Here is a 20,663-nt window from a genome sequence, read left to right as displayed (position 1 = left end):
ATCACCCTGCATCAGGACAACTTTTCGTGAATTCAACCACCCGCGCCGACGCTTTGCTGGTCAATCTTCCTCGGGACGATCGCGGGCGGCTGAAGGTGTTTCTCGGCGCTGCACCCGGCGTGGGCAAGACCTACGCCATGCTCCAGGCCGCGCACACCCAGATGCGCCAGGGCGTGTCGCTGCTGGCCGGGGTCGTCGAAACCCACGGCCGTGCCGAAACCGAAGCACTGCTGGGCGGTTTGCCCCAGCAACCCATGGTCCGTTCCGAATATCGCGGGGTCATGCTCGAAGAGATGGACCTGGACGGTATTCTTGCGGCCAAGCCCAAACTGGTGCTGGTCGACGAACTCGCCCATTCCAACGCGCCTGGCAGTCGCCACGCCAAGCGCTGGCAGGACATTCAGGAGCTGCTCTCGGCGGGGATAGACGTTTACACCACGGTCAACGTTCAGCACCTGGAAAGCCTCAACGATCAGGTGCGCGGCATCACTGGCGTACAAGTGCGCGAGACCCTGCCGGACTGGGTGTTGCAGGAAGCCTACGAACTGGTGCTGATTGACCTGCCGCCCCGGGAGCTGCTGGAGCGGCTGCGCGACGGCAAGGTCTACGTGCCTGAGCAGGCGCGCGCGGCCATTGATGCGTTCTTCACCCAGACCAACCTCACCGCGCTGCGGGAAATGGCGATGCAGACCGCCGCCGCCCAGGTGGACAACGATCTGGCCCTGGGTTATCGGCAGTTGGGCCAGGCGGCGCCGGCGGTGCGGGGTCGTCTGCTGGTCGGCATCGACGGCGACGCCCAGGCCGAACGTCTGGTGCGCCACGCCAGCCGCGTCGCCCAGCGTCGGCATCTGCCGTGGAGTCTGGTGCATGTCGACAACGGGCGCTTTTTGGATGAACTGGCGCGCAGTCGTTTGCAGAATGCCCAGCAGCTCGCCGAACGCCTCGGCGGGGAGGTGGTGGTATTGCGCGCGCCGGAAGTGGCGAAGACGCTGATTCAGCACGCCACCGAGCGCCGCGCGAGTCTGGTGCTGGTGGGGCAGTCGCGGCCATCCCTGCGACGGCGGGTGTTGGGCGGCGGGCTGGCGTCGCGTTTGCTGCGCAATGCCCATGGCCTGGAAATCAACGTCCTCGACAGCGAGTCGCGCCCCGATCAGGCGCAATCCACCTCGCCGCGCAATCTGGTCTGGTTCGATTACGCCCTGGCGCTGTTTGCCACCCTTGGCGCCAGCGCGCTGGCCTGGGCGGTGTCCAGCTGGTTGGCGCTGCCGAACATTTCCCTCGTCTTTCTCGCCGCCGTTTTGCTGGTGGCCGTGCGCAGCAGCGTCGGCCCGGCGATGGTCTGCTCGGTGCTGTCATTCCTGGCCTATGACTTTTTGTTCATTCCGCCGAATTTTTCTTTGAGCATCCAGCGCGAAGAAGACGTGCTGACGCTGTTGTTCTTTCTGCTGATGGCGGCACTGACCGGCAATCTCGCCGCCCGCCAGCGGCGCCAGTTGCAAGCACTGCGCGACACCCAGGAGGAGACCAGCGAACTGCTCGATCTGTCCCGCCGCCTGACCGCCGCCACCGATCGCCAGGCGGTGCTCAGTGCAGCCGATCATCACTTGGCCGGCTGGAGCGAATTGCAGCTGTGCGTGCTGGACAACGTCCGCGAGCAGGGCTGGAAGGTGGAGGTGGGCGGGCCGCTGGAGTTTTCCGAATTCGAGCGCGCGGCGGCGGACTGGGCCTGGCAGCACGGGCAACCGGCGGGCAGGGGCACCGGCACACTGCCGTCGGGGAGTTGGTGGTGGCTGCCGTTGTGGGTGGACGATGCGCCGCTGGCGTTGGTGGGGATTCGTGCGAAACAGGGCCAGACCTTCACCCAGCAGCGTCGGCGTTTGCTGACCGCATTGAGTCAGCCACTGGGGCAGGCCCTGGCGCGGGCTCGTCTGGCCGAAGACCTGGAAGCCGCGCGCTTGCATGGCGAGACCGAACAACTGCGCAGCGCCTTGCTGGCCTCGGTGTCCCACGATTTGCGCACGCCGCTGACGGCAATGCGCGGCAGCATCGACAGCCTGTTGGCGCTGGGCGAGGCGATTCCGCTGGAAGACCGTCGCGAGTTGCTCGAAGGCACCCGCGACGAGGCCGAGCGTCTGGATCGCTACATTCAGAACCTGCTGGACATGACGCGCCTCGGTCACGGTGCGCTGAAACTGGCACGGGACTGGGTCTCGCCGGGTGACATCGTCGGCAGCGCACTCAATCGCCTCCGCGCGGTCCTCGCGCCGCTGCAAGTCATGACCGAGTTGCCGGCGGAATTGCCGCTGCTGTATGTCCACGCCGCGCTGATCGAGCAGGCGCTGATCAACGTGATCGAAAACGCCGCGCGCTTCTCGCCGGTCAATGGCCGTCTGCAGATGGCGGTCACTGCGCAGAACGAGGAGATTATCTTCGCCGTCAGCGATGAGGGGCCGGGAATACCCGAGGGTGAGCGGGCGAAGATTTTCGACATGTTCTACACCGCCGCGCGGGGTGACCGAGGCGGGCAGGGCACGGGGCTGGGTCTGGCGATCTGTCAGGGCATGGTCGGCGCCCATGGCGGGCGGATCAGCGTGGGCGATGGCATCGACGGTCGCGGCACCTGCATCAGTCTGCACCTGCCGCTGCAAGCGCAGCCCGAAGCGGAAATGGACCAGGCGGTCTGAACCGGCTTTGCGCTACGCTGACGGGCGTTTGTAACCGACCTTTTCTTTTATGACAGGACACCCATGAGCCAGACGGCGACCATTCTGGTGATCGATGACGAGCCGCAGATTCGTAAATTCCTGCGCATCAGCCTCGCGTCACAAGGCTACAAGGTGCTGGAAGCCGGCACCGGCAACGACGGCCTGACCCAGGCCGCATTGAATAAACCGGACTTGCTGGTGCTCGACCTGGGCCTGCCGGACATGGACGGACAGGACGTGCTCAGCCAGTTTCGCGAGTGGTCGACGGTGCCGGTGCTGGTGCTCTCGGTGCGTGCCAGCGAGGGTGAGAAAGTCCGCGCGCTGGACGCCGGCGCCAACGATTACGTGACCAAGCCGTTCGGCATTCAGGAGTTTCTGGCGCGGATTCGTTCGCTGTTGCGTCAGGCGCCGGAGAGCGGTCAGGTGGAGTCGGCGGTGGTTATTGGCCCGTTGAACATCGATCTGGCCTACCGCCGGGTGTCGCTGGGCGATGCTGAAGTCGCCCTGACCCGCAAGGAATACGCGGTGCTGGCGCAACTGGCGCGGCATCCCGGCCGGGTCATCACCCAGCAGCAACTGCTCAAGGACATCTGGGGCCCGACCCACGTCGAGGACACCCATTACCTGCGCATCGTGGTAGGGCACCTGCGCCAGAAACTCGGCGACGACCCCGCCGCGCCGCAGTACATCGTGACCGAGGCGGGGGTCGGGTATCGGTTGATGAATGGGTGATGGATGAGCGCAGTGCCGGCGCTTACACGACGGCCTCGGCAGCGCCTGTAGGACTGGCGTTGACCTCGACTGTGGGACCGGCTTTAGCCGGGAAGGCGTCGGTGTTCACACCGCATGATTGATGGCGCTCATACGGGCCTCTTCCCGGCTGAAGCCGGTCCTACTCAGGTATTGCGTCCAGTCTGCGATTGGCGGTGGCCTCGACTGTAGGACCGGCTTTAGCCGGGAAGGCGTCGGATGTCACCCCTTTAGTGCTCCTGCTCATACCGATCCAGCGTTTCCCTGGCGATCTGCCGCCCGAGCGCGATTAGCTCCGGCGCTTTGTAGAATTCGAAGAATCGGCATACGCGTTTCGGGACGTTGATCAGGATATCCGGCGGGTAGCCGGCGATCTTGTACTGCGCCAGGGAGGTCTGCATCACCTCGAAGCTCTGGTTGATCAGGTCCAGCAGCGAAGCCGGGCCGACGTTGTCGATGATGATTGAGCCGCTGGCCGATCTGGGCGCCCCGACCTGGGTGGGCGCAGCGGAAGGTTGCTGGCCCTGGGGGTCGGCGGATTCGATGTCGGCCATCAACCACGGATTGCCCGGCAGCGCGGCGGCGCTGGGTTTCAGGCTTTCCTGCGCCAGACGCACACCATCCTCGCCGGTCAGGTCCAGCTTGCGGCGGAACGGCAGGTGCGAGCCGATGGAATTCATCAGCCCGTCGAAACGCTTCTTCACCGCCGGCGGACGCTCGATCACCGGCAAGGTGTAATGCTTCTGGGTGGTGGAGTTGAGGTTGACCGCGACGATCAGGTCGCAATGGCTCGACACCACCGGCACGATCGGCAACGGGTTCAGCAGGCCGCCATCGACCAGCGTGCGATTGCCCTGAACCACCGGGGTGAACAGGCTCGGGATCGCCGCCGAGGCGCGCATCGCCGAATGCAGATTGCCTTCCTGAAACCAGATCTCCTGCTGGTTGGTCAGGTCCGTGGCCACGGCGGTATAGGGGATCGGCAAGTCCTCGATGTTGATCTCGCCGACGATGTCGCGAATCTTGCCGAACACCTTTTCGCCGCGAATCGCCCCCAGCCGAAAGCTCACGTCCACCAGCCGCAGCACGTCCAGGTAATCCAGGCTTTCGATCCACGCCTTGTACTCGGGCAGCTTGCCCGCCGCGTAGATCCCGCCGATCACTGCGCCCATGGAACAGCCGGCAATGCACGCAATGTCGTAGCCGCGATGTTCGAGCTCTTCGATGACGCCGATGTGCGCATAACCCCGTGCGCCCCCGGAGCCGAGGACCAGCGCGATGCGTTTATTCATGTGCGGTTTCCCATTGTCAGCACTCAGTCAGCCGATTCGTCACACACCAGCGTAACGCCAACGGCCCGAAACAGGTATCGTGCATCCCCCCGGTGTGGCACTTTTGCATCGCCGCACCGTCAAAGCCGCATCAATGATTTCCTTAGTTGAGGTAACACCCATGAAAGCCTGGATCTGCCTGCCCCTGTTGGCGCTGGTTCTCACCGGTTGCGCCGGCAAAACGGCCTACCGCGACAGCTGCGCCACCAACCTTGACGCGGCCTGGCATGAGCTCGATCTGGCCAAGGCCGAAGGTTTCGCCGGTACGGTCAGCTACTCCAAGGCCCTGTCGCTGCTGACTGGCGCCAAGACGCAGCAGCAGTTCGAGGCGTTCGAGGGTTGCTCCGAGAAAGCCGAGAAAGCCCGTTTCTATATCCGTGAGTCCCGCGCGGGTCGCTGATCTGCTTTACCCCGCGCGGTGCCTGACACCGCGCGTCCCTCCCTTCACCCCGCACGTCCCTCAATTCACCGAACCCGCTCTAGCGAAAACGCCTACGCTGACCTTACAGTGGCTGCACGTCTGGCATCGTCTGCAGTCCTATTAGCCATGAGCAGTCGCCTGGGGAGGCCTTCCGATGGGCAGAAAACTGGATGCGTGTCTCAACGCAATCAATGAAGTGGTGCTGGGCAAGGAGCCACAGGTCAGGCTGGCGCTGACCTGTCTGCTGGGCGGCGGGCATCTGTTGATCGAAGACTTGCCCGGCATGGGCAAAACCACCCTCAGCCATACCCTCGCGCGGGTCTTGGGCCTGAGCTTTCAGCGCATTCAATTCACCTCCGATCTGCTGCCGGGCGACATCCTCGGCACGTCGGTGTTTGATCGCGACACCGGGCAATTCACTTTTCACCCCGGGCCGATCTTCGCCGAGCTGGTGCTGGCCGACGAAATCAACCGCGCCACCCCCAAGAGCCAAAGCGCACTGCTGGAAGCCATGGAAGAGGGCCAGGTCACCATCGAGGGCGCGACCCGTTTGCTGCCCGACCCGTTTTTCGTCATCGCCACCCAGAACCCGTTCAGCCAGGGCGGCACCTTCGCTTTGCCAGAATCTCAACTGGACCGCTTCCTCATGCGCCTGTCCCTTGGCTATCCCGCGCGTTCGGCGGAAAAAGCTCTGCTGCTGGGTGAATCCCGCCGCGACCTGCTGCCGCGCCTCGAGCCGTTGCTGGACCACGCCGAACTCGCGTCCCTTCAGCAACAGGCGCGTCAGGTACGGGCCAGCGACGCTCTGGTTGATTACGTGCTGCGGCTGGTCGATGCCACGCGCAGCCAGCCGCAATTTGCCTATGGCCTGTCCCCCCGCGCGAGCCTGGCGATCCTGTCGGCGGCGCGGGCCTGGGCGTTGCTCGCCGGACGGGATTACGTGATTCCCGAAGACGTGCAGGCGATTCTGCCCGCCGTCATCGGCCACCGCCTGCGCGAACGCACCGACCCGACCGGGCATGGCGGCGGCGCGCTGGTCCAGTGGCTAATGCGGGAGGTGCCGGTGCTGTGATCGAACGCTTCGAACCGGTCTGGCAGCGCTGGGTGGGACGCCGCATTCCCCCGGCGTCGCGAGTCGAGCTGGATCACCGCCGAATCTTCATCCTGCCGACCCGGGTCGGCGGTACCTACGCGCTCATTCTGTTTCTATTGCTGTTGGTCTCGATCAACTACCAGAACAGCCTCGCCTACGGCCTGACGTTCCTGATGCTGTCGGTGGGTGTGCTCGCCATTCTGCACACCTACCGCAATGTCAGCGGGCTGATTCTGAGCGGCGGTCATGCGCGTTCGGTGTTCGTCGGCGAACCGGTGCAACTGCGCCTGCGTCTGGAAAGCAGCGGCCATGGCCATCAGGCGATTGCCTTGGGCTGGGACAGCGAACAACTGGAGCAGACCGACGTCGAGGCCGAGCGGCTGGTCGACGTCAGCCTGACCTTGCCGGCGCTCAAACGCGGCTGGATGCGGGCGCCGCGCTTGCGCGTGGAAAGCGTGTTTCCGCTGGGGATCTTTCGAGCCTGGAGCTGGCTGGACCTGGAACAGACCGTGCTGATCTACCCGCAACCGCTGGCCGGGAAGATGCCGCTGCTGCAAGGGGTGCAGCCCCATGCCGAGGACGACGGCCACGCGACGACGGGGCCGGGCGTCGATGATTATCAGGGCCTGCGCCTGTGGCAGCCGGGTGATTCGATGCGGCGCATGCATTGGAAAGCCTGGTCGCGAGGGCAGGGGTTGATGTTCAAAGAGTTCAGCGACCTTAGCGGCCATGATCTGTGTCTGGACTTCATGGCCCTGGGCGGGGATATCGAAGAGCGGCTGTCGCGCTTGTGTTACTGGGTGCTGGAATTGTCCCAGCGTCAGCAGCCGTTCGCCCTGAAGCTGCCCGGTTTCCTTTCGGCGGTGGACAGTGGCGACGCCCACCGCGAAGACTGTTTGCGCCAGCTGGCGCTGTACGGGGTGCGGGCATGAAAGGCGACGCGCGATGACCTCTTCAAGCCTCGCCAGACCGATCCCTCGGGTCAGCCTCAACTGGCTGCTGATCGCCCAGGCGCTGGTGATCGTGCCGTTCGCTTTGCATGTGCCGGTGGCGTTGATCGTGCTGTGGCTGGTCTGTTCGTTCTGGCGGATTCAGATCTTCCGCATGCGCGTGAGGATGCCCGGCACCTGGATCAAATCGGGACTGCTGGTGGGTACCGCCGGGGGCATTTATCTGGCGCGGGGCAGTTTGATTGGTCTGGATGCAGGGGCGGCGCTGCTGATCGCCGCGTTCATTCTGAAGATGCTGGAAATGCAGAATCGCCGCGATGCCCTGGTGCTGATCTTTCTCGGCTTCTTCTGCATCGCGGTCGGCTATCTGTTCGAAGACTCGCTGCTGTGGGGCCTGTTCACCTTGCTGCCAATCACCACCCTGCTGGCCGCGCTGATCGGCCTGCAACAGTCCGGCATCTCCGGCAAGCCGGGGGCCACGTTGCGACTGTCGGCCAAACTGCTGTTGCAGGCCGTGCCGCTGATGCTTCTTCTCTTTCTGTTCTTTCCGCGTCTTGAGCCGCTGTGGTCGTTGCCACAACCGAGCAACAAGGCGCTGACCGGGCTGTCCGACAGCATGGCGCCGGGGGACATCGCCGAGCTGAGCAAATCTGCGGAGCTGGTGTTTCGCGCGAGTTTTGAGGGCCCGCTGCCGCCGCGCAATCAGCTGTACTGGCGCGCGCTGACCCTGGAGCAGTTCGACGGCAGACGCTGGTCGCAATCCTCGCGGGCGCAAGTGCCTGACGCGCCGTTGTGGCGTCGGGAAGGCGAGCAGGTCAGCTACAGCGTGGTGCTGGAGCCGACCGGCAAGCCGTGGCTGATGACCCTCGACGTGGGCCAGATCGATCTGGCTGGCGTACGGCAGATGAGCGATTTCCGCTGGCAACGTCGGCGACCGCTCGAACAATCGATGCTCTATAGCGTCGAGTCCTGGCCTGACGCCGTGCGGGAAACCGTGCTCAGCGACGGCGCCCGGTTGCAGGCCCTGCAGCTGCCGGCCAAGGGCAATCCCCAGGTGCGCGAATGGGCAGCGGACCAGCATCGGCGCCATGCCGGCACCGACGCCGTGGTGGACGCGCTGCTGTCATATTTCACCTCGCAGCCGTTTCGTTACACCCTCAAACCTCCCGCGCTGGGGGCCAATAGCATCGATGATTTTCTGTTCGGCAGCCGTGCCGGTTTCTGTGCCCACTACGCCGGCGCCATGACCTTCGCACTCCGGGCGGCGGGCGTGCCGGCGCGGGTGGTCGCCGGTTATCAGGGCGGCGAGCTGAACCCGGATGGCAATTACCTGACCGTGCGCCAGTTCGATGCCCACGCCTGGGTCGAATACTGGCAACCGAACGTGGGTTGGCGCAGTGTCGACCCGACCGCCGCGGTGGCACCCGCGCGGGTCGAGCAAGGGCTTGAACAGGCGCTCGCCGCTGACGAGGACTTTCTTGGCGATTCGCCAATGTCCCCGCTGCGCTATCGGCACCTGGCCTGGGTCAATTCGATCCGCATGAGCTGGGACACCCTCAATTACGGCTGGCAACGCTGGGTGCTGGGCTATCAGGGGCAGCAGCAACTGCAAGTGCTCGGCCGCTGGTTTTCAGGGTTTCAGGCGCCGGTGTTTGCTGGCGGCGCAGCGATTATTCTCGGCCTGCTGGCGCTGTGGCTGTTCAAGCCGTGGCGGCGCGAAAGTGATTCGCAGCTGCGCCTGTTCAACCATTTCGAACGTCTGCTGGCCAGGCAGGGTCTTAAACGTCAGCCGGGTGAAGGCGCTCAGGCGTTCGCGCAACGAGCTGCCGAGCAGCTTCCGGTGCACGCCGGGGCGATCAGGGATTTCGCCCACGAGTTCGAGGCCCAGCGCTATGCCGGGGCAGACGGCTCCGTCGGCGCTCTGCGCCAGCGCCTGAAATCCCTGCGCCGCAGCCTGCCGTGGCGTTTGTCCGCTGTGAAGGGCAAGCGGCCGTAAATCATCAGACATTCATCTTCAACCAAGGAGTGCTTCATGTCAGCGATGGTCGATCACCTGGTCGCCGAGATTATCGGTCTCAACATCAAACTGCTTGCCTGCCACGCGCGGCTGGAAGTCTCCACCGACAGCGAAGCGCTGCACGACCTGCGCACCAACGTCCGCCGCCTGCGCAGCGTTTTGCGCCCGCTGCGGGGTCTGCCGGGGCTGGATCAGGTGGAAGCGGCGGCGAAGGAGGTCGGTGCGCTGACCACGCCTTTGCGTGACATGCAGGTGCTGGCCGCATTCCTTGATGAGCAGGGTCTGCCCGAGGCGGCGGCCAAACGCGATCAGTACCTGAACACTGCGTGCCCGGAAGTGGCCGGTTCTGCAGAACTGAATCGGCTGTTTGGCGTGCTCGATCAATTGCCGGCGCTGCTGCGCACCCAGGAGCGCCATGGCTTGCTCGACACGCTGGAGCGGCGCATTGAAAAACGTCTGGACAAACAGTGGAAGCAACTGCGCGAAGCCATGGGCGACCCTGCCCACGACCGTCATCGTCTGCGCCTGCTGATCAAGCGCGTGCGTTACGCCGGCGAGGCCTACCCGGAACTGAGCCATCAGCCGAAAGACATGCAACGCCGTCTCAAAGCGGCCCAGGGCGCCCTGGGCGATTGGCATGATCATCTGCAATGGCTGGAACAGGCCCGGCATCAGGCGGATCTCGCGCCTTGCGTAGCAAGTTGGGAATTGGGCATTCATCGTGCCGAACAAAAGTCCGACACAGTACTGGAGCGCTTGTACAAGGCCTGCTTTGGTAAACATTCTCCGCGCTGAGGCCGGCTGGCCCGCAGGGTTGTCGAGCCCGGCGGTTTTAAACAGTCTGGTCCGCAGGATTGGCGGTTATAAACCCTGTCCTGCGGCGGCTCACTCGCTACCATTCGCACATCCCGCCGCCACCCTGGAATGCGCATGAAATTTTCCGAGCTGCTCGACGCTGTCCGCACCCATCCCGAATCCGTCAGCATCCCTGCCTCGTGGGCCCAGGGCCGCGCCTGCTTCGGCGGGCTGATGGCGGCGTTGATGTATGAAACGATGCGCGCGAGGGTGCCAACGGAGCGGCCGGTTCGCTCGTTGGCGATCTGTTTTGTGGCACCGCCGGCCATCGACACGCCGATTTCCTTTAAAGTGGAGATCCTGCGCAAAGGCAAGGCTGTCAGTCAGGTCCTGGGCCGGGCGATGCAGCACGGCGAGGTCATGACCCTGATTCAGGGCAGCTTCGGCGCGCCCCGTGAGTCGGTTATTTCAGTGCAGGCCGAGCCTGCACCCGTGTTCAAGCCGGTGAACGACATCCAGCCGTTTCCGTTTGTCTCGGGCGTGATGCCGGAATACCTGCGCTTCATTGACCTGCGTTGGGCGCTCGGCGGCCTGCCGTTTTCCAACACGCCATCGGGGGCGATCGGCGGTTACGCGCGCTTGCGTGACGTGGAAGAGGAGCCGTTGACCGAAGCGCATCTGCTGGCGCTGGTCGACACCTGGCCACCGGCCGTGCTGCCGCATCTAAGCAAGCCGGCGCCGGGGAGTTCTTTAACCTGGACGATCGAGTTCGTGCAGCCGTTGCCCGCGATGACGACCCATGACTGGACGCAGTACCGAGCGGTGATCGAGCATGCCCGCGATGGTTACGGTCATACCGCCGCGGCGCTGTGGACGCCGAAAGGGGAGTTGGTGGCGATCAGTCGTCAGACGGTAACGGTCTTTGGCTGATCGGAAGCAAGTGAGCTCACGCAGGTCCACGCGACGCATACAGAGAGCGCTAAAAACCTGAGGCCTTATTGACCTCGGGCTTTTAGGGCTTGGGCAGCGACCAGCCCTAGCACGCCAATGGCGGCGGAGGTCAGGCTGCCGTTGAACGCGCCGTCCAGCAGCAACAGGCCGGAGACGATGGACAGCGGGAACGCCAGTGACGACAGCACCGCACTGGATGGCCGGCCTTCTTTGCGGGTTGAGTGAAAGAATTCGCCGATGTGAAGATCCGTGATGAACTTGGGCATGACGCTTACCTCGGTGAAACGTAAACAAGAAGTGTTTTCGATAGAGGTGAGAATAGGCCTGGAGGTTCACTTCGGCGAATCGAGGATTGCTATCAGCTCGATAGGCAGCATTTCAGCCGCTGACGTTTGAACGGACGAGTCGACGCATTCGCGAGCAAGCTCGCTCCCACCATGTCAGGGCGTTCTTGCCAGGTCGCACGTTCAGGATGCTTGAACGAGGGCCGCAACCACCGGCAACGAAAAGAACCCCCGAGCGCAATCGGTGGTGTGGCCCGCAACGTCGTCGTAGCTTTCACCTCGGTGCAGCGCCACTTCGCGCAAGACCTCGGGCAGGTAGGCCGGCTCGTTGCGGCCGTTTTTCGGTTTGGGTCGCAAGGTGCGGGGCAGCAGGTAGGGCGCGTCGCTCTCCAGCATCAGCCGGCCGCGGGGAATCTCGCGGACCAGCGGGTGCAGGTGCGTGCCCCGGCGTTCGTCGCAGATCCACCCGGTGATGCCGATGTGCAGATCAAGGTCCAGGTAGTTGAACAGCGCACGTTTCTCCCCGGTGAAGCAGTGAATCACCGCCGCCGGGAGCTGATCACGAAAATCCCGCACAATCGCGAGCAGGCGCTCGTCGGCGTCGCGCTCATGCAGAAACACTGGCAGCTGCAGCTCGACGGCCAGCGCCAGGTGCGCTTCCAGGACTTTTTCCTGCTGCGGGCGAGGGGAGAAGTCTCGATTGAAATCCAGCCCGCATTCACCCACGGCGCAAACGGTTTTTTCACGCAACAGCGCCCTGAGCTGGCGTTCGGTTTCGCTGGTCCAGGCACTTGCCGAATGGGGATGAATGCCGGCGGTGCTGAACAACCGCTCTGCGCTTTCGTCGAGCCTGCGGGATAAGGCCAGGGCCTGTTCGCTGCCTTCGACGTCGGTGCCGGTGAGGATCAACTGGCCGACGCCGGCGGCGTACGCGCGTTCCACCACCGCGCGTTCGCGGCCGGCGAAGCTGGGGTTGGTCAAGTTGACGCCAATGTCTATTAGTTGCATGGTGCTACCTCAGGCCAGAGGCCGAGAAGAATACCAGAGCGATTGAAGCGATAAAAAACAAGCAGGCTCAACTGCTTGGAATACCCAATCCTGTGACCCCGCTTTTGTTGACGCATGCCGCGATCCTTACGGCCAGCCGGTCAGCTGCGGGGCACAGACTTCAAGCCCGTTTTTTTCGGCCTTTCATCGGAGCGTCAATGATCCGCGCGTCCCTGTTTTCCCTGATGTGTGTCATGGCCGTGCCCAGCCATGCGTCGCCGCGCCCTGCCGGCCCGCCCGTGGTGATTAAAAAGAATCAGGTGCGCGACCTGCCGGCGATTCGCAGCGGCAAAGTCCTGCGGGTGCTGGTTAATCAAAGCCGCAACAGCTCCGCTGAAGTTCAGGGTGAGCCTATTGGCGTCGAGTGCCGTCGCTTGCAGGCGTTCGAAACCTACCTCAACAGCCACGCCCGCGACGGTCAGAAGATCTCCCTCAAACTCATTCCCAAAGCCAAGGACCAACTGCTGGCCGCGCTGCAGCGGGGCGAAGGTGACATGGTCGCGCCAGGCGAAATGCTCGATGCCAGTGCTGCGCGCTATGTCGACGCCTCTGAACCGGTGGTCGCCCAAGTGCCGCTGGTGGTGGTCGGTGTCAAGGGTGAGCGGGGCCTCAGGCATCCCGAACAGCTCTCCGGCCGCACGCTGATGCTGTCCAGTGGCAGCGCCGCTGACCAAGCCATCCTGCAGCTGAATCAGAAACTGGCCCTGCGCAAGCTGCCGCCGGTGAAGATCGAATGGGTTGATCCGAGCCTGGCCGTGGAGGACGTGCTGGAAATGGTTCAGGCCGGGGTTTACCACTTGACCGTGGTCGAGCAACCCATTGCCGAGCGCTGGGCCAAAGTGATGCCGAAACTGCGCATCGACCGCACCGCCGCCCTGAGCGACCCGGGGGAGATGAACTGGTTCGTGCGCAAGGACGCGATCATGCTGCGCGGCGCTGTTGACCGTTTCCTGCAAACCTACGAACCGCCGCGCAATCAGGACGCGGCCTTCCAGACCGCCTACAAGGATCGCTATCAGATCCACAATCCGTTGGCCCGCGAAGACCGTCAACGCCTGGAAAAACTGCGCCCTACGCTGCAACTGCATGCCGACAAACAAAAGATGGACTGGCTCGACCTCGCTGCCGTGGCCTTCAAGGAGTCCGCGCTCAACCCGGTTGCCAAGGGTGGCAGCGGCGCCACCGGTCTGCTGCAGATCACGCCGTCGGCTGCCCAGCGCGTCGGCGTCGACAACATTCACGACCTCGACGGCAACGTGCAGGCGGCGAGCAAGTACATGGCGCTGCTACGGCGCAAGTTTTTCGCCAGCCCGAAAATCAATGAACGCGAGCGCATGGCCTTTACCCTGGCCGCCTACAACCTGGGCCCCGAGCGGGTGCAGGCCATGCGCATGGAAGCGAAGCGACAGGGGCTCAACCCGAATCAGTGGTTTTTCCAGGTCGAGCGCGTCGCCATGGAGCAGGGCGGCAAGAACGTCGTGAGTTACGTCAACAGCGTCAACAAGTACTACCTCGCATTTGATCAGGCGCGCAGTTCATTGGAGCGTCCTGCGACACGCTGACATATCAGTGCATTCGATACGTATGGCGGGTATTTTGCGATTTTCATATTTGTAGAAACGATTATCATGGCGGCATTCTCCCTACTCAAACGGAACTAACCGCCATGAATGCTCAACTTAAATCGATCTTCAACACCCATGCTGGCTTCGGCATCACCGGCTTGCGGATTCTCATCGGCATCATCCTTATGGCCCATGGCAGCCAGAAACTGTTTGGTATGTTCGGCGGCTATGGCCTGGAAGGCACTGGCCAGTACATGGCGAGCCTGGGCCTGAACCCTGGCTACCTGATGGCGTTGATGTCCGGCAGCGCAGAATTCTTCGGCGGCCTGGCGCTGTTCCTTGGCTTGCTGGCACGGCCTGCTGCGTTGGTGGTAATCGTGATGCTCGTGGTGGCGATTCTCTCGGTGCACATCCACAACGGTTTGTTCATGGCCAACAACGGTTATGAGTTCGGCCTGGCGCTGATTGCCGGCGCGGTGGCGGTGCTGTTCGAGGGTGCGGGTCGCCTGTCCCTGGACCGGTTGATCGCCCGCGGCTGATCCTCCCCGTCACATGCGTTGCATCCAGATTCGTAGCACACAAGAAACCCGGCCTCTCAAGATGCCGGGTTTTTTTGCGTTCGATTCAACAGGCGAACGACAGGAGCCGCCGATTGACAATGGCTACACCGCTTCTCTAGGATGCCGTTCATGCGCCGATTTAAACAGCTACTTGCGGGGCGCCGGGTGACGGTCATTCGTCATCGAAATTCCGCTAAAGCGCTGGTTCGGTGTTGCCTCTCACCGCTGCCCAGCGGATCAATGAGGCAGAGAAAACGACACTATGAGCAGTCATTCCCACCCGCGTCCCCTCGTACGTCTGGCCCCCATCGCCAGCCAGTTCAATCGTCGTAATCCACAAATTCTTCTGGGCGGTGCCCATCAGCCGACACTGCTGCGTTATCTCGACGGCTGGCCGCGTCGCCAGGGCGGCCCACACGCCTTTCTCATTCAGTTTATCGAAACCGACGACGCCCTTGAGCGCTTCAGCAACGACCAGTTCGACCTGGCGGTGATTCAGGCGCCCGCTGCCGAGCGCGCGGAGGCGGTGATTCACCACCTGATCCGCGTCGCCCGACAGGGTTTGATCACGCGCTGCTGACGGCTCGCCGCTTGGGTTGCAGCGGCTGATCGGGGTTGCGCAGGTTGAATCGGGCGCGCACACCATTGGCGTGACGGCACTGGGTGACCAGCGTGCTGCGCAGGGTCCAGTCGGTGTTGATGATGTAAAAGTTCTGAATAAAGCTGTTTTCATCCGTCGATGCGAACCACTGATCGATCTTCAGGCTCAAGTCACTGGGCGCGTGCAGCGGCAGTGAATACTTGGCGCATTGAATGGCAGTCAGGCTGAATTCGGGTTTGTTTTCCACCGCCACTTCGTTCACGAAAGCTTTCAAAGTGTTGGTGTTGAACAGGTTCTCTCCCGGCCAGCGCTGCTTGACGCCGTGCCACAGCAACTCGTCGCCCGAGCTGTGGTTATAGGCGATTACGACGTTCTTGCCCGCATGATCACGCCAGATGTTTTCCAGCGTCAGCCTGCTCAGGCGCTGAGGGACCGCCCTCGGGCCGAGGGTGTTTGTCAGCAGGTTCTGAAACTCCCGGTGGACGATTTCGCTGAAATTCTTGAATCGGTGGAAGTCGAGAATGACTATTTCCCGAGCGGGCGAGCCGTTCTGCTCCAGTTCTTCAAAGAATGCATGGACGCACGCCAGAATGTCTCCGGCGACCGTGCGTCCTGACGAGGTCAGATGAAACAGCTGGAAACGCCGCGGGTCACCCTTTTCATACTTCGAATAAAACGCCACGCGCAAATCCAGCGCGCGCACTCCCTGGCGAAGTTGCTCCAGGGGCGCGACGTCCTGGGCCATCTCCTGGGGGACCGCGAAGTTGGGTGATAGCTTGTCGCTGCCGGCATTGTGGGCGCCGGGGAGGATGAGTTGGTCGATGCGCAACTGGGAGAGTTCGGGGATGTGAGCCATCCAGTCGAGATGGGGCGGACGGGGTGAAGCGGGTGCGATAGGGGGCATACAGTCATTCCTTGACGTGTCATGAAGCTCCGAGGGCGGAGCGGGGTGAGCGGTCATTCGCTCGCAATTTCTTTTCTAAAGTCTGGCTGCCGCCTCGCGGGCGTCAACTGAACAGTCGCTGCCCGACTGTTGCTTAATGTGAGAGGGCGGCTCGAGCGCAGGTGTCAAGTCTTCCTGCAGTCGCGCGTCGGGCAGCGTTGCCCGGCGCAGGGTTGCTCTGCACGTCGCTCATTTGACTTTGAGCACCACCCGCCCGCGCACCGGGTGTTCGTCGAGGTGGTTGTGCGCCTTGCCGAACTGCTCGAACGGCCAGGTGCGGTGAATGTCCGGCTTGAGCAGGCCCTTGGCGGTCAGCGCGTTGATCGCGTCCAGTGCACGCTCCAGCGCTGGGCCATTCTGCTCGATGCCCAGCTCCGGTTTACCGGTGAAGTTTTCCAGGCAATGCACGTGAAAACGCATGTTCTTGCGGAATGCCTGCTGCGCCGGGAAAGGCGTTTTGTTGCCGCCCCGCAGGCCGTACAGCACCAGACTGCCGCGCGGGGCCAGCACGTCGCCGAGCATCGACATCTGCATCCCGCCCAGGCCGTCGAACACCGCTTCGATGCCGTGGCCGTGGGTCAGGGATTCGATGCGCAGGCAGATGTCGTCTTCGTCGGTGACGATCACTCGATCGGCGCCGTTCGCCATCAGGTATTCCCGGTCTTCCCCATGGGCCGTCGCGGCGATGACCCGCAGGCCCAACGCTTTACCCAACTGCACAAAGGCAATCCCGGGGCTGTATGCCGCGTCGGTGATGAGCACGGTCTGGCCGGGTTGCACATTGGCCAGGTCGACGAAGGCAAACCAGGCCAGCAGCATCGGCGTGTAGTGAACGCTGGCTTCCACCGGCGTCAGTGCGTCCGGGTAGCGGGTCAGCGCATTGCGCGGCACCATTACATGATCGCCACACACCGGATACTGGTTGGCGCTCATGGCTTTGAAGCTCGCCACTTTGTCGCCCACTTGCAAGTCGCTCACGCCGGCGCCCACGGCTTCGACGACGCCGGCCATTTCGCTGCCCAGCCCCGCCGGCAACTGCACCGGCGCCAGTGACAGGTTCTGCCGCCACAACACGTCGTCCCAGCTGATGCCGATGGCTTCGGCACGAACCAGCACTTCCTGTGGGCCGGGGGACCGGTCAGGCTGCTCCTCGCAACTGAGCACATCGGCTTTGCCGAAGCGATGAAATTTGATGGCGCGTGACATTGTCGACCTCGATGCCTGTCGTTGAGTGTTGCAACGACTGTATCGACGCGGCCCACTGGGCACTATTTCTGTCGGTCGATACCCGACATGCCTGCTATCAATTCGCGTTGACGACTTGGCTGACGTGAGCGCTTATTTGCCCCAGGCCCGCAACGCCTGTTCGACAAACTGGCGCACCTTGGGCAGGCGATAGCGGTCCTGGGGGTACATCAGCCACAGCGTGCGGCTGGGCGGCTGGTAATCCTGCAGCAACGGCACGAGTCTTCCGCTGGCGATGTCCTCGCTGATCAATACGTCGGGCAGCATCGACACGCCCATCCCGGCGAGCACGGCCTGGCGCAGCGCCGGCGTGCTGTTGACGATCATCGAGCCTGATACCGGCACTTCCATCACGCCGTCGGGGCCGGTCAGTCGCCATAACTTGTCGGCGGCACGCCAGTCGTCACCGGCCGGGTAGGCGAACGCCAGGCAGTCGTGATCCCTCAGGTCATCGGCGCTCTGCGGCGTGCCTCGGCGTTTCAGGTACGCGGGCGCGGCGCAGATGGTCAAGGTGTAGTCCTGCAGGGGTCGGGCGATCAACGCCGATGATTCCGGGGTGCCAAGGCGGATGGCGGCGTCGAAGCCGTGCTCGATCAGGTCCATCGTCTGATTGCTGAGCACCACCTCGACCTTGATCTGCGGGTAGCGCTGAACGAAATCGCTGAGCATCGGGGACAGGCGTTCGGCGCCGAAGGCCGGCGGCGCGGTGACGCGCAAGGTGCCGCTGGGTTCGGTCTGTGCCTGCTCGGCCATGCGTTCGGAGTCGTTGACCAGCCCCAGCACTTCGACGCAACGCCGGTAGTATTCGACGCCAAATTCAGTGAGGTTTTGCCGGCGGGTGGTGCGCTGCAACAGGCTTACCCCCAAGCGTTGCTCCAAGGCTTTCAAGTGATTGCCGACCATGGTCGTCGACATTTCGCACTGGCGCGCAGCCGCGGTCATGCTGCCGCCTTCCACCACTTTGACGAAGACCGTCATCGCCAGAAACACGTCCATTATCAAGCCCTGCTTTAAAGTCACTGAAGGATGGTGGTCTTTATACATCAGAACGGGCTAACGATACTGGCCTCACTGACCCGTGATGGAGCTACCGACATGACCGCCGTCTGCCTGATGAATACCTACAAACCGATGCCCTTGAGCTTCATTCGCGGCGAAGGCGCGCGGCTGTGGGATGACAGTGGCCGTCAGTACCTGGATGCTGTCGCGGGTGTCGCCGTGACCAACGTCGGCCACAGCCATCCCAAGATTGTCGCGGCGATCAGCGAGCAGGCCGGGCTGCTCTTGCACACGTCCAACCATTACCGCATCGACTGGCAACAGAAGCTGGCGCAACGGCTGACGCAGCTGTCCGGTCTGGAACAGGTGTTTTTCAACAATTCCGGCGCCGAGGCCAATGAAACCGCGCTCAAGCTGGCGCGTTTGTATGGCTGGGCCAAGGGCATCGAGCACCCGCTGGTGCTGGTGATGGACAACGCCTTTCACGGCCGCACTCTGGGTACGTTGTCGGCCAGCGACAACGGCACCGCGCGGCTGGGTTATCAGCCGATGTCGGCTGAGTTCGTCAAGGTGGCGTTTGGTGACATCGTCGCGATTAAGCAGGCGACGCGGGTGTATGGCGAGCGCATCGTCGCCGTGCTGGTCGAGCCGCTTCAGGGCGAGGGCGGCGTGGCGTTGCCTCCACCGGGGTACCTGAAAGCACTGCGCGGGCATTGCACGCAGAACGGCTGGCTGATGATGCTTGACGAGATCCAGACCGGCATCGGTCGGACGGGGCGCTGGTTTGCGTATCAGCACGAAGGGATCGTGCCTGATGTGATGACCCTGGCGAAGGCGCTGGGCAATGGCATTCCCATTGGTGCGTGTCTGGCGACGGCGGCGGTGGCGCGGTTGTTCACGCCGGGCAGTCATGGCAGTACGTTCGGCGGTAATCCGCTGGCGTGCCGGGTCGGCTGCACGGTGCTGGATATCGTTGAGGGGGAGGGGCTTTTGCACAATGCGGCGGTGCAGGGCGAGCGGTTATTGGCGGGACTGCGCACTGCGCTGGCGGGACACCCCGATGTGGCACAGGTGCGGGGCATGGGGTTGATGATCGGGATTGAATTGACGCGGCCGATTCGGGAAGTGTGCCTGGTGGCGGCGCGGGAATATGGCGTGCTTATCAACGTCACTCGCGGGCAGACGATTCGGCTGTTGCCGCCGTTGGTGATTGATGCAGCGGATGTGGACAGGATTGTGGCAGGGGTGGTAGGGGCGCTGGGCCAACGCGTAACGGGATGAGCCTTTGATCTGCCCCGGGCGATCTCATCACAGGGCAATTAACTTGAATATTAAACGCGTCAGTAAACAGTATGTTTGTTGGCGCGTTTTGCTATTCGCCAGGTGTTGTCACGGTTCATTAATAAAACCTCTGGCGTCAGGTTAAATGTCATTGAATTTGGATTCGGATGCATATTACCTAGCCTGTCAGACCCATCTGTCAGAAGCCTCCTGATATTTGTAAGAAGTTTCCTGATATGAAAACGAGGGTAGTATTTTAATTTTTCAGTGATTAGCCTTTCCCTCCAATGCCGGGCTTACCCCGGCGATGCTCGTCACACGCGCCAATAAACTTGAGTCCCATCACGAATTGCGGCGGATGTTTTGAATATATCCCGCAGCTGCGTCCCATGGGGTAGCTCTTCAATAACCTAATTACGCAACTGCTCGCGGTGTTTCCTATGACTTCAGTTAATCATGAGCGATCCGGTATTGCCGCGATTGATATAGATCTAATATTCCAGGACACCTATTTGCTGGCCGTTCAACTGCGTCATGGCCCGGTAATGACCGACAGCAAAACATTGCGTCAGACCTGTATTGCGCAGGTCGAAAGCGCCCGTGAAGCATTGCAGCAGGCGGGCATGGACTCACGCAGTGTCGACTTGATCACCCATGCGCAATGCGCGCTGCTCGACGAATCCGTTTTGGCCAACGTCGGGGACGGGGTCCGAGAGCTATGGATCACTGAATCCTTGCAGGCGCGGTTCTGCGGGCATCACCGAGCGGGTGAAATTCTGCATGAGCAAATGCGGGAAGTGCTGCGCGAGCCTGCGCCGGACATGCACGTCGTGACCCTATTCCAGCGGGTGATGATGTTGGGCTTTCTGGGCGGTTATCGATCGCTGGATGACGAAGAGCGCCTGGTCCTGAAAAACCGGCTGGACGCACTGGCAGGGCCGCACCTGTTCCCGGTGCGGCCGACCTGGATAGACGCCAGAGGGCCTGTCCGCACATTCCCCTGGTGGCTACGTTCTCCACTGCTGCACCTGGCAATCGCGGGGCTGGCGCTGGCCGTCCTGTGGTGGTTCCTGAATCGCACGCTCGCCAACATGGTCGAAGAGCTTGTCGTGAGGGGTGTCTGAC

19 protein-coding genes are annotated in these 20,663 nt (G+C 62.7%); 13 read left to right on the top strand and 6 right to left on the bottom strand.

Translation table 11 applies throughout. The features are described 5' to 3' along the window. Positions 1-26 precede the first annotated feature (26 nt). Together FX982_RS21755 and FX982_RS21750 are read left to right on the top strand one after the other, a co-directional pair. Positions 27-2,684 (top strand): sensor histidine kinase, encoded by a 2,658-nt coding sequence (locus FX982_RS21755; protein ID WP_172612543.1) that lies wholly within the window; start codon positions 27-29, stop codon positions 2,682-2,684. A gap of 63 nt (positions 2,685-2,747) precedes the next feature. Beyond that, a complete protein-coding gene (locus FX982_RS21750) occupies positions 2,748-3,437 on the top strand; it encodes a response regulator (RefSeq protein ID WP_172612542.1) in 690 nt (229 codons plus the stop codon). 248 nt (positions 3,438-3,685) lie between these two features. On the opposite strand, the gene FX982_RS21745 is transcribed toward FX982_RS21750, so the two are convergent. Further along, entirely contained in the window at positions 3,686-4,747 is a 1,062-nt protein-coding gene (locus tag FX982_RS21745; protein WP_172612541.1) for a patatin-like phospholipase family protein, read from the bottom strand. Positions 4,748-4,907: 160 nt separating this feature from the next. Here FX982_RS21745 and FX982_RS21740 point away from each other — a divergent pair, with 160 nt between their 5' ends. The 6 genes from FX982_RS21740 to FX982_RS21715 all read left to right on the top strand — a co-directional run bounded on the left by FX982_RS21740 (position 4,908) and on the right by FX982_RS21715 (position 10,992). After that, the gene (locus tag FX982_RS21740; RefSeq protein WP_062381160.1) at positions 4,908-5,186 is read left to right on the top strand and encodes a hypothetical protein; all 279 of its coding nucleotides are present in this window, start codon (positions 4,908-4,910) and stop codon (positions 5,184-5,186) included. Positions 5,187-5,361: 175 nt separating this feature from the next. Beyond that, positions 5,362-6,279, top strand: a complete 918-nt coding sequence (locus FX982_RS21735) for an AAA family ATPase (RefSeq protein WP_172612540.1) — start codon at positions 5,362-5,364, stop codon at positions 6,277-6,279. Next, the gene (locus tag FX982_RS21730) at positions 6,249-7,232 is read left to right on the top strand and encodes a DUF58 domain-containing protein (RefSeq protein ID WP_172612539.1); all 984 of its coding nucleotides are present in this window, start codon (positions 6,249-6,251) and stop codon (positions 7,230-7,232) included. The genes FX982_RS21735 and FX982_RS21730 overlap by 31 nt, the downstream gene beginning before the upstream one ends. Positions 7,233-7,245: 13 nt before the next feature. Continuing rightward, complete coding sequence (locus tag FX982_RS21725) at positions 7,246-9,246, top strand: transglutaminase TgpA family protein (protein WP_172612538.1); 2,001 nt, start codon at positions 7,246-7,248, stop codon at positions 9,244-9,246. 45 nt (positions 9,247-9,291) lie between these two features. Further along, positions 9,292-10,062 carry a CHAD domain-containing protein gene (locus tag FX982_RS21720; RefSeq protein ID WP_172613139.1) on the top strand — a complete coding sequence of 257 codons (771 nt, stop codon included), beginning with the start codon at positions 9,292-9,294 and terminating at the stop codon, positions 10,060-10,062. A gap of 135 nt (positions 10,063-10,197) precedes the next feature. Then, positions 10,198-10,992 carry an acyl-CoA thioesterase gene (locus FX982_RS21715; RefSeq protein WP_172612537.1) on the top strand — a complete coding sequence of 265 codons (795 nt, stop codon included), beginning with the start codon at positions 10,198-10,200 and terminating at the stop codon, positions 10,990-10,992. Positions 10,993-11,057: 65 nt separating this feature from the next. Here FX982_RS21715 and FX982_RS21710 read toward each other — a convergent pair whose 3' ends face one another. Continuing rightward, on the bottom strand, positions 11,058-11,279 hold the full coding sequence (locus FX982_RS21710) for a hypothetical protein (protein ID WP_172612536.1): 222 nt from the start codon (positions 11,277-11,279) through the stop codon (positions 11,058-11,060). Positions 11,280-11,480: 201 nt separating this feature from the next. Next, complete coding sequence (locus FX982_RS21705) at positions 11,481-12,305, bottom strand: TatD family hydrolase (RefSeq protein WP_172612535.1); 825 nt, start codon at positions 12,303-12,305, stop codon at positions 11,481-11,483. A 197-nt stretch (positions 12,306-12,502) separates the two neighbouring features. Here FX982_RS21705 and FX982_RS21700 point away from each other — a divergent pair, with 197 nt between their 5' ends. The 3 genes from FX982_RS21700 to FX982_RS21690 all read left to right on the top strand — a co-directional run bounded on the left by FX982_RS21700 (position 12,503) and on the right by FX982_RS21690 (position 15,049). After that, complete coding sequence (locus FX982_RS21700) at positions 12,503-13,906, top strand: transglycosylase SLT domain-containing protein (RefSeq protein WP_172612534.1); 1,404 nt, start codon at positions 12,503-12,505, stop codon at positions 13,904-13,906. Between the two features lie 104 nt (positions 13,907-14,010). Next, complete coding sequence (locus tag FX982_RS21695; RefSeq protein ID WP_172612533.1) at positions 14,011-14,448, top strand: DoxX family protein; 438 nt, start codon at positions 14,011-14,013, stop codon at positions 14,446-14,448. Between the two features lie 283 nt (positions 14,449-14,731). After that, a complete protein-coding gene (locus FX982_RS21690) occupies positions 14,732-15,049 on the top strand; it encodes a class I SAM-dependent methyltransferase (protein ID WP_122538480.1) in 318 nt (105 codons plus the stop codon). On the opposite strand, the gene FX982_RS21685 is transcribed toward FX982_RS21690, so the two are convergent. The 3 genes from FX982_RS21685 to FX982_RS21675 all read right to left on the bottom strand — a co-directional run bounded on the left by FX982_RS21685 (position 15,036) and on the right by FX982_RS21675 (position 18,254). Further along, positions 15,036-15,974 (bottom strand): hypothetical protein, encoded by a 939-nt coding sequence (locus FX982_RS21685; RefSeq protein WP_216843200.1) that lies wholly within the window; start codon positions 15,972-15,974, stop codon positions 15,036-15,038. The two genes, FX982_RS21690 and FX982_RS21685, sit on opposite strands and share 14 nt — an antisense overlap. A 228-nt stretch (positions 15,975-16,202) precedes the next feature. Further along, positions 16,203-17,219, bottom strand: coding sequence for a zinc-dependent alcohol dehydrogenase family protein (locus FX982_RS21680; RefSeq protein WP_172612532.1), 1,017 nt, complete (start codon positions 17,217-17,219; stop codon positions 16,203-16,205). A gap of 132 nt (positions 17,220-17,351) precedes the next feature. Next, positions 17,352-18,254 (bottom strand): LysR family transcriptional regulator, encoded by a 903-nt coding sequence (locus FX982_RS21675; protein WP_172612531.1) that lies wholly within the window; start codon positions 18,252-18,254, stop codon positions 17,352-17,354. A gap of 99 nt (positions 18,255-18,353) precedes the next feature. On the opposite strand from FX982_RS21675, the gene FX982_RS21670 reads away from it, so the two are divergent. Continuing rightward, the gene (locus tag FX982_RS21670) at positions 18,354-19,538 is read left to right on the top strand and encodes an aspartate aminotransferase family protein (RefSeq protein WP_172612530.1); all 1,185 of its coding nucleotides are present in this window, start codon (positions 18,354-18,356) and stop codon (positions 19,536-19,538) included. A 440-nt stretch (positions 19,539-19,978) separates the two neighbouring features. Next, positions 19,979-20,662, top strand: coding sequence for a type VI secretion system protein TssL, short form (tssL, locus tag FX982_RS21665; RefSeq protein ID WP_172612529.1), 684 nt, complete (start codon positions 19,979-19,981; stop codon positions 20,660-20,662). Position 20,663: the final 1 nt, after the last annotated feature.

This window comes from Pseudomonas graminis, assembly GCF_013201545.1.
Classification (GTDB): domain Bacteria; phylum Pseudomonadota; class Gammaproteobacteria; order Pseudomonadales; family Pseudomonadaceae; genus Aquipseudomonas.
This window is presented reverse-complemented; position numbering and strand designations above follow the sequence as displayed.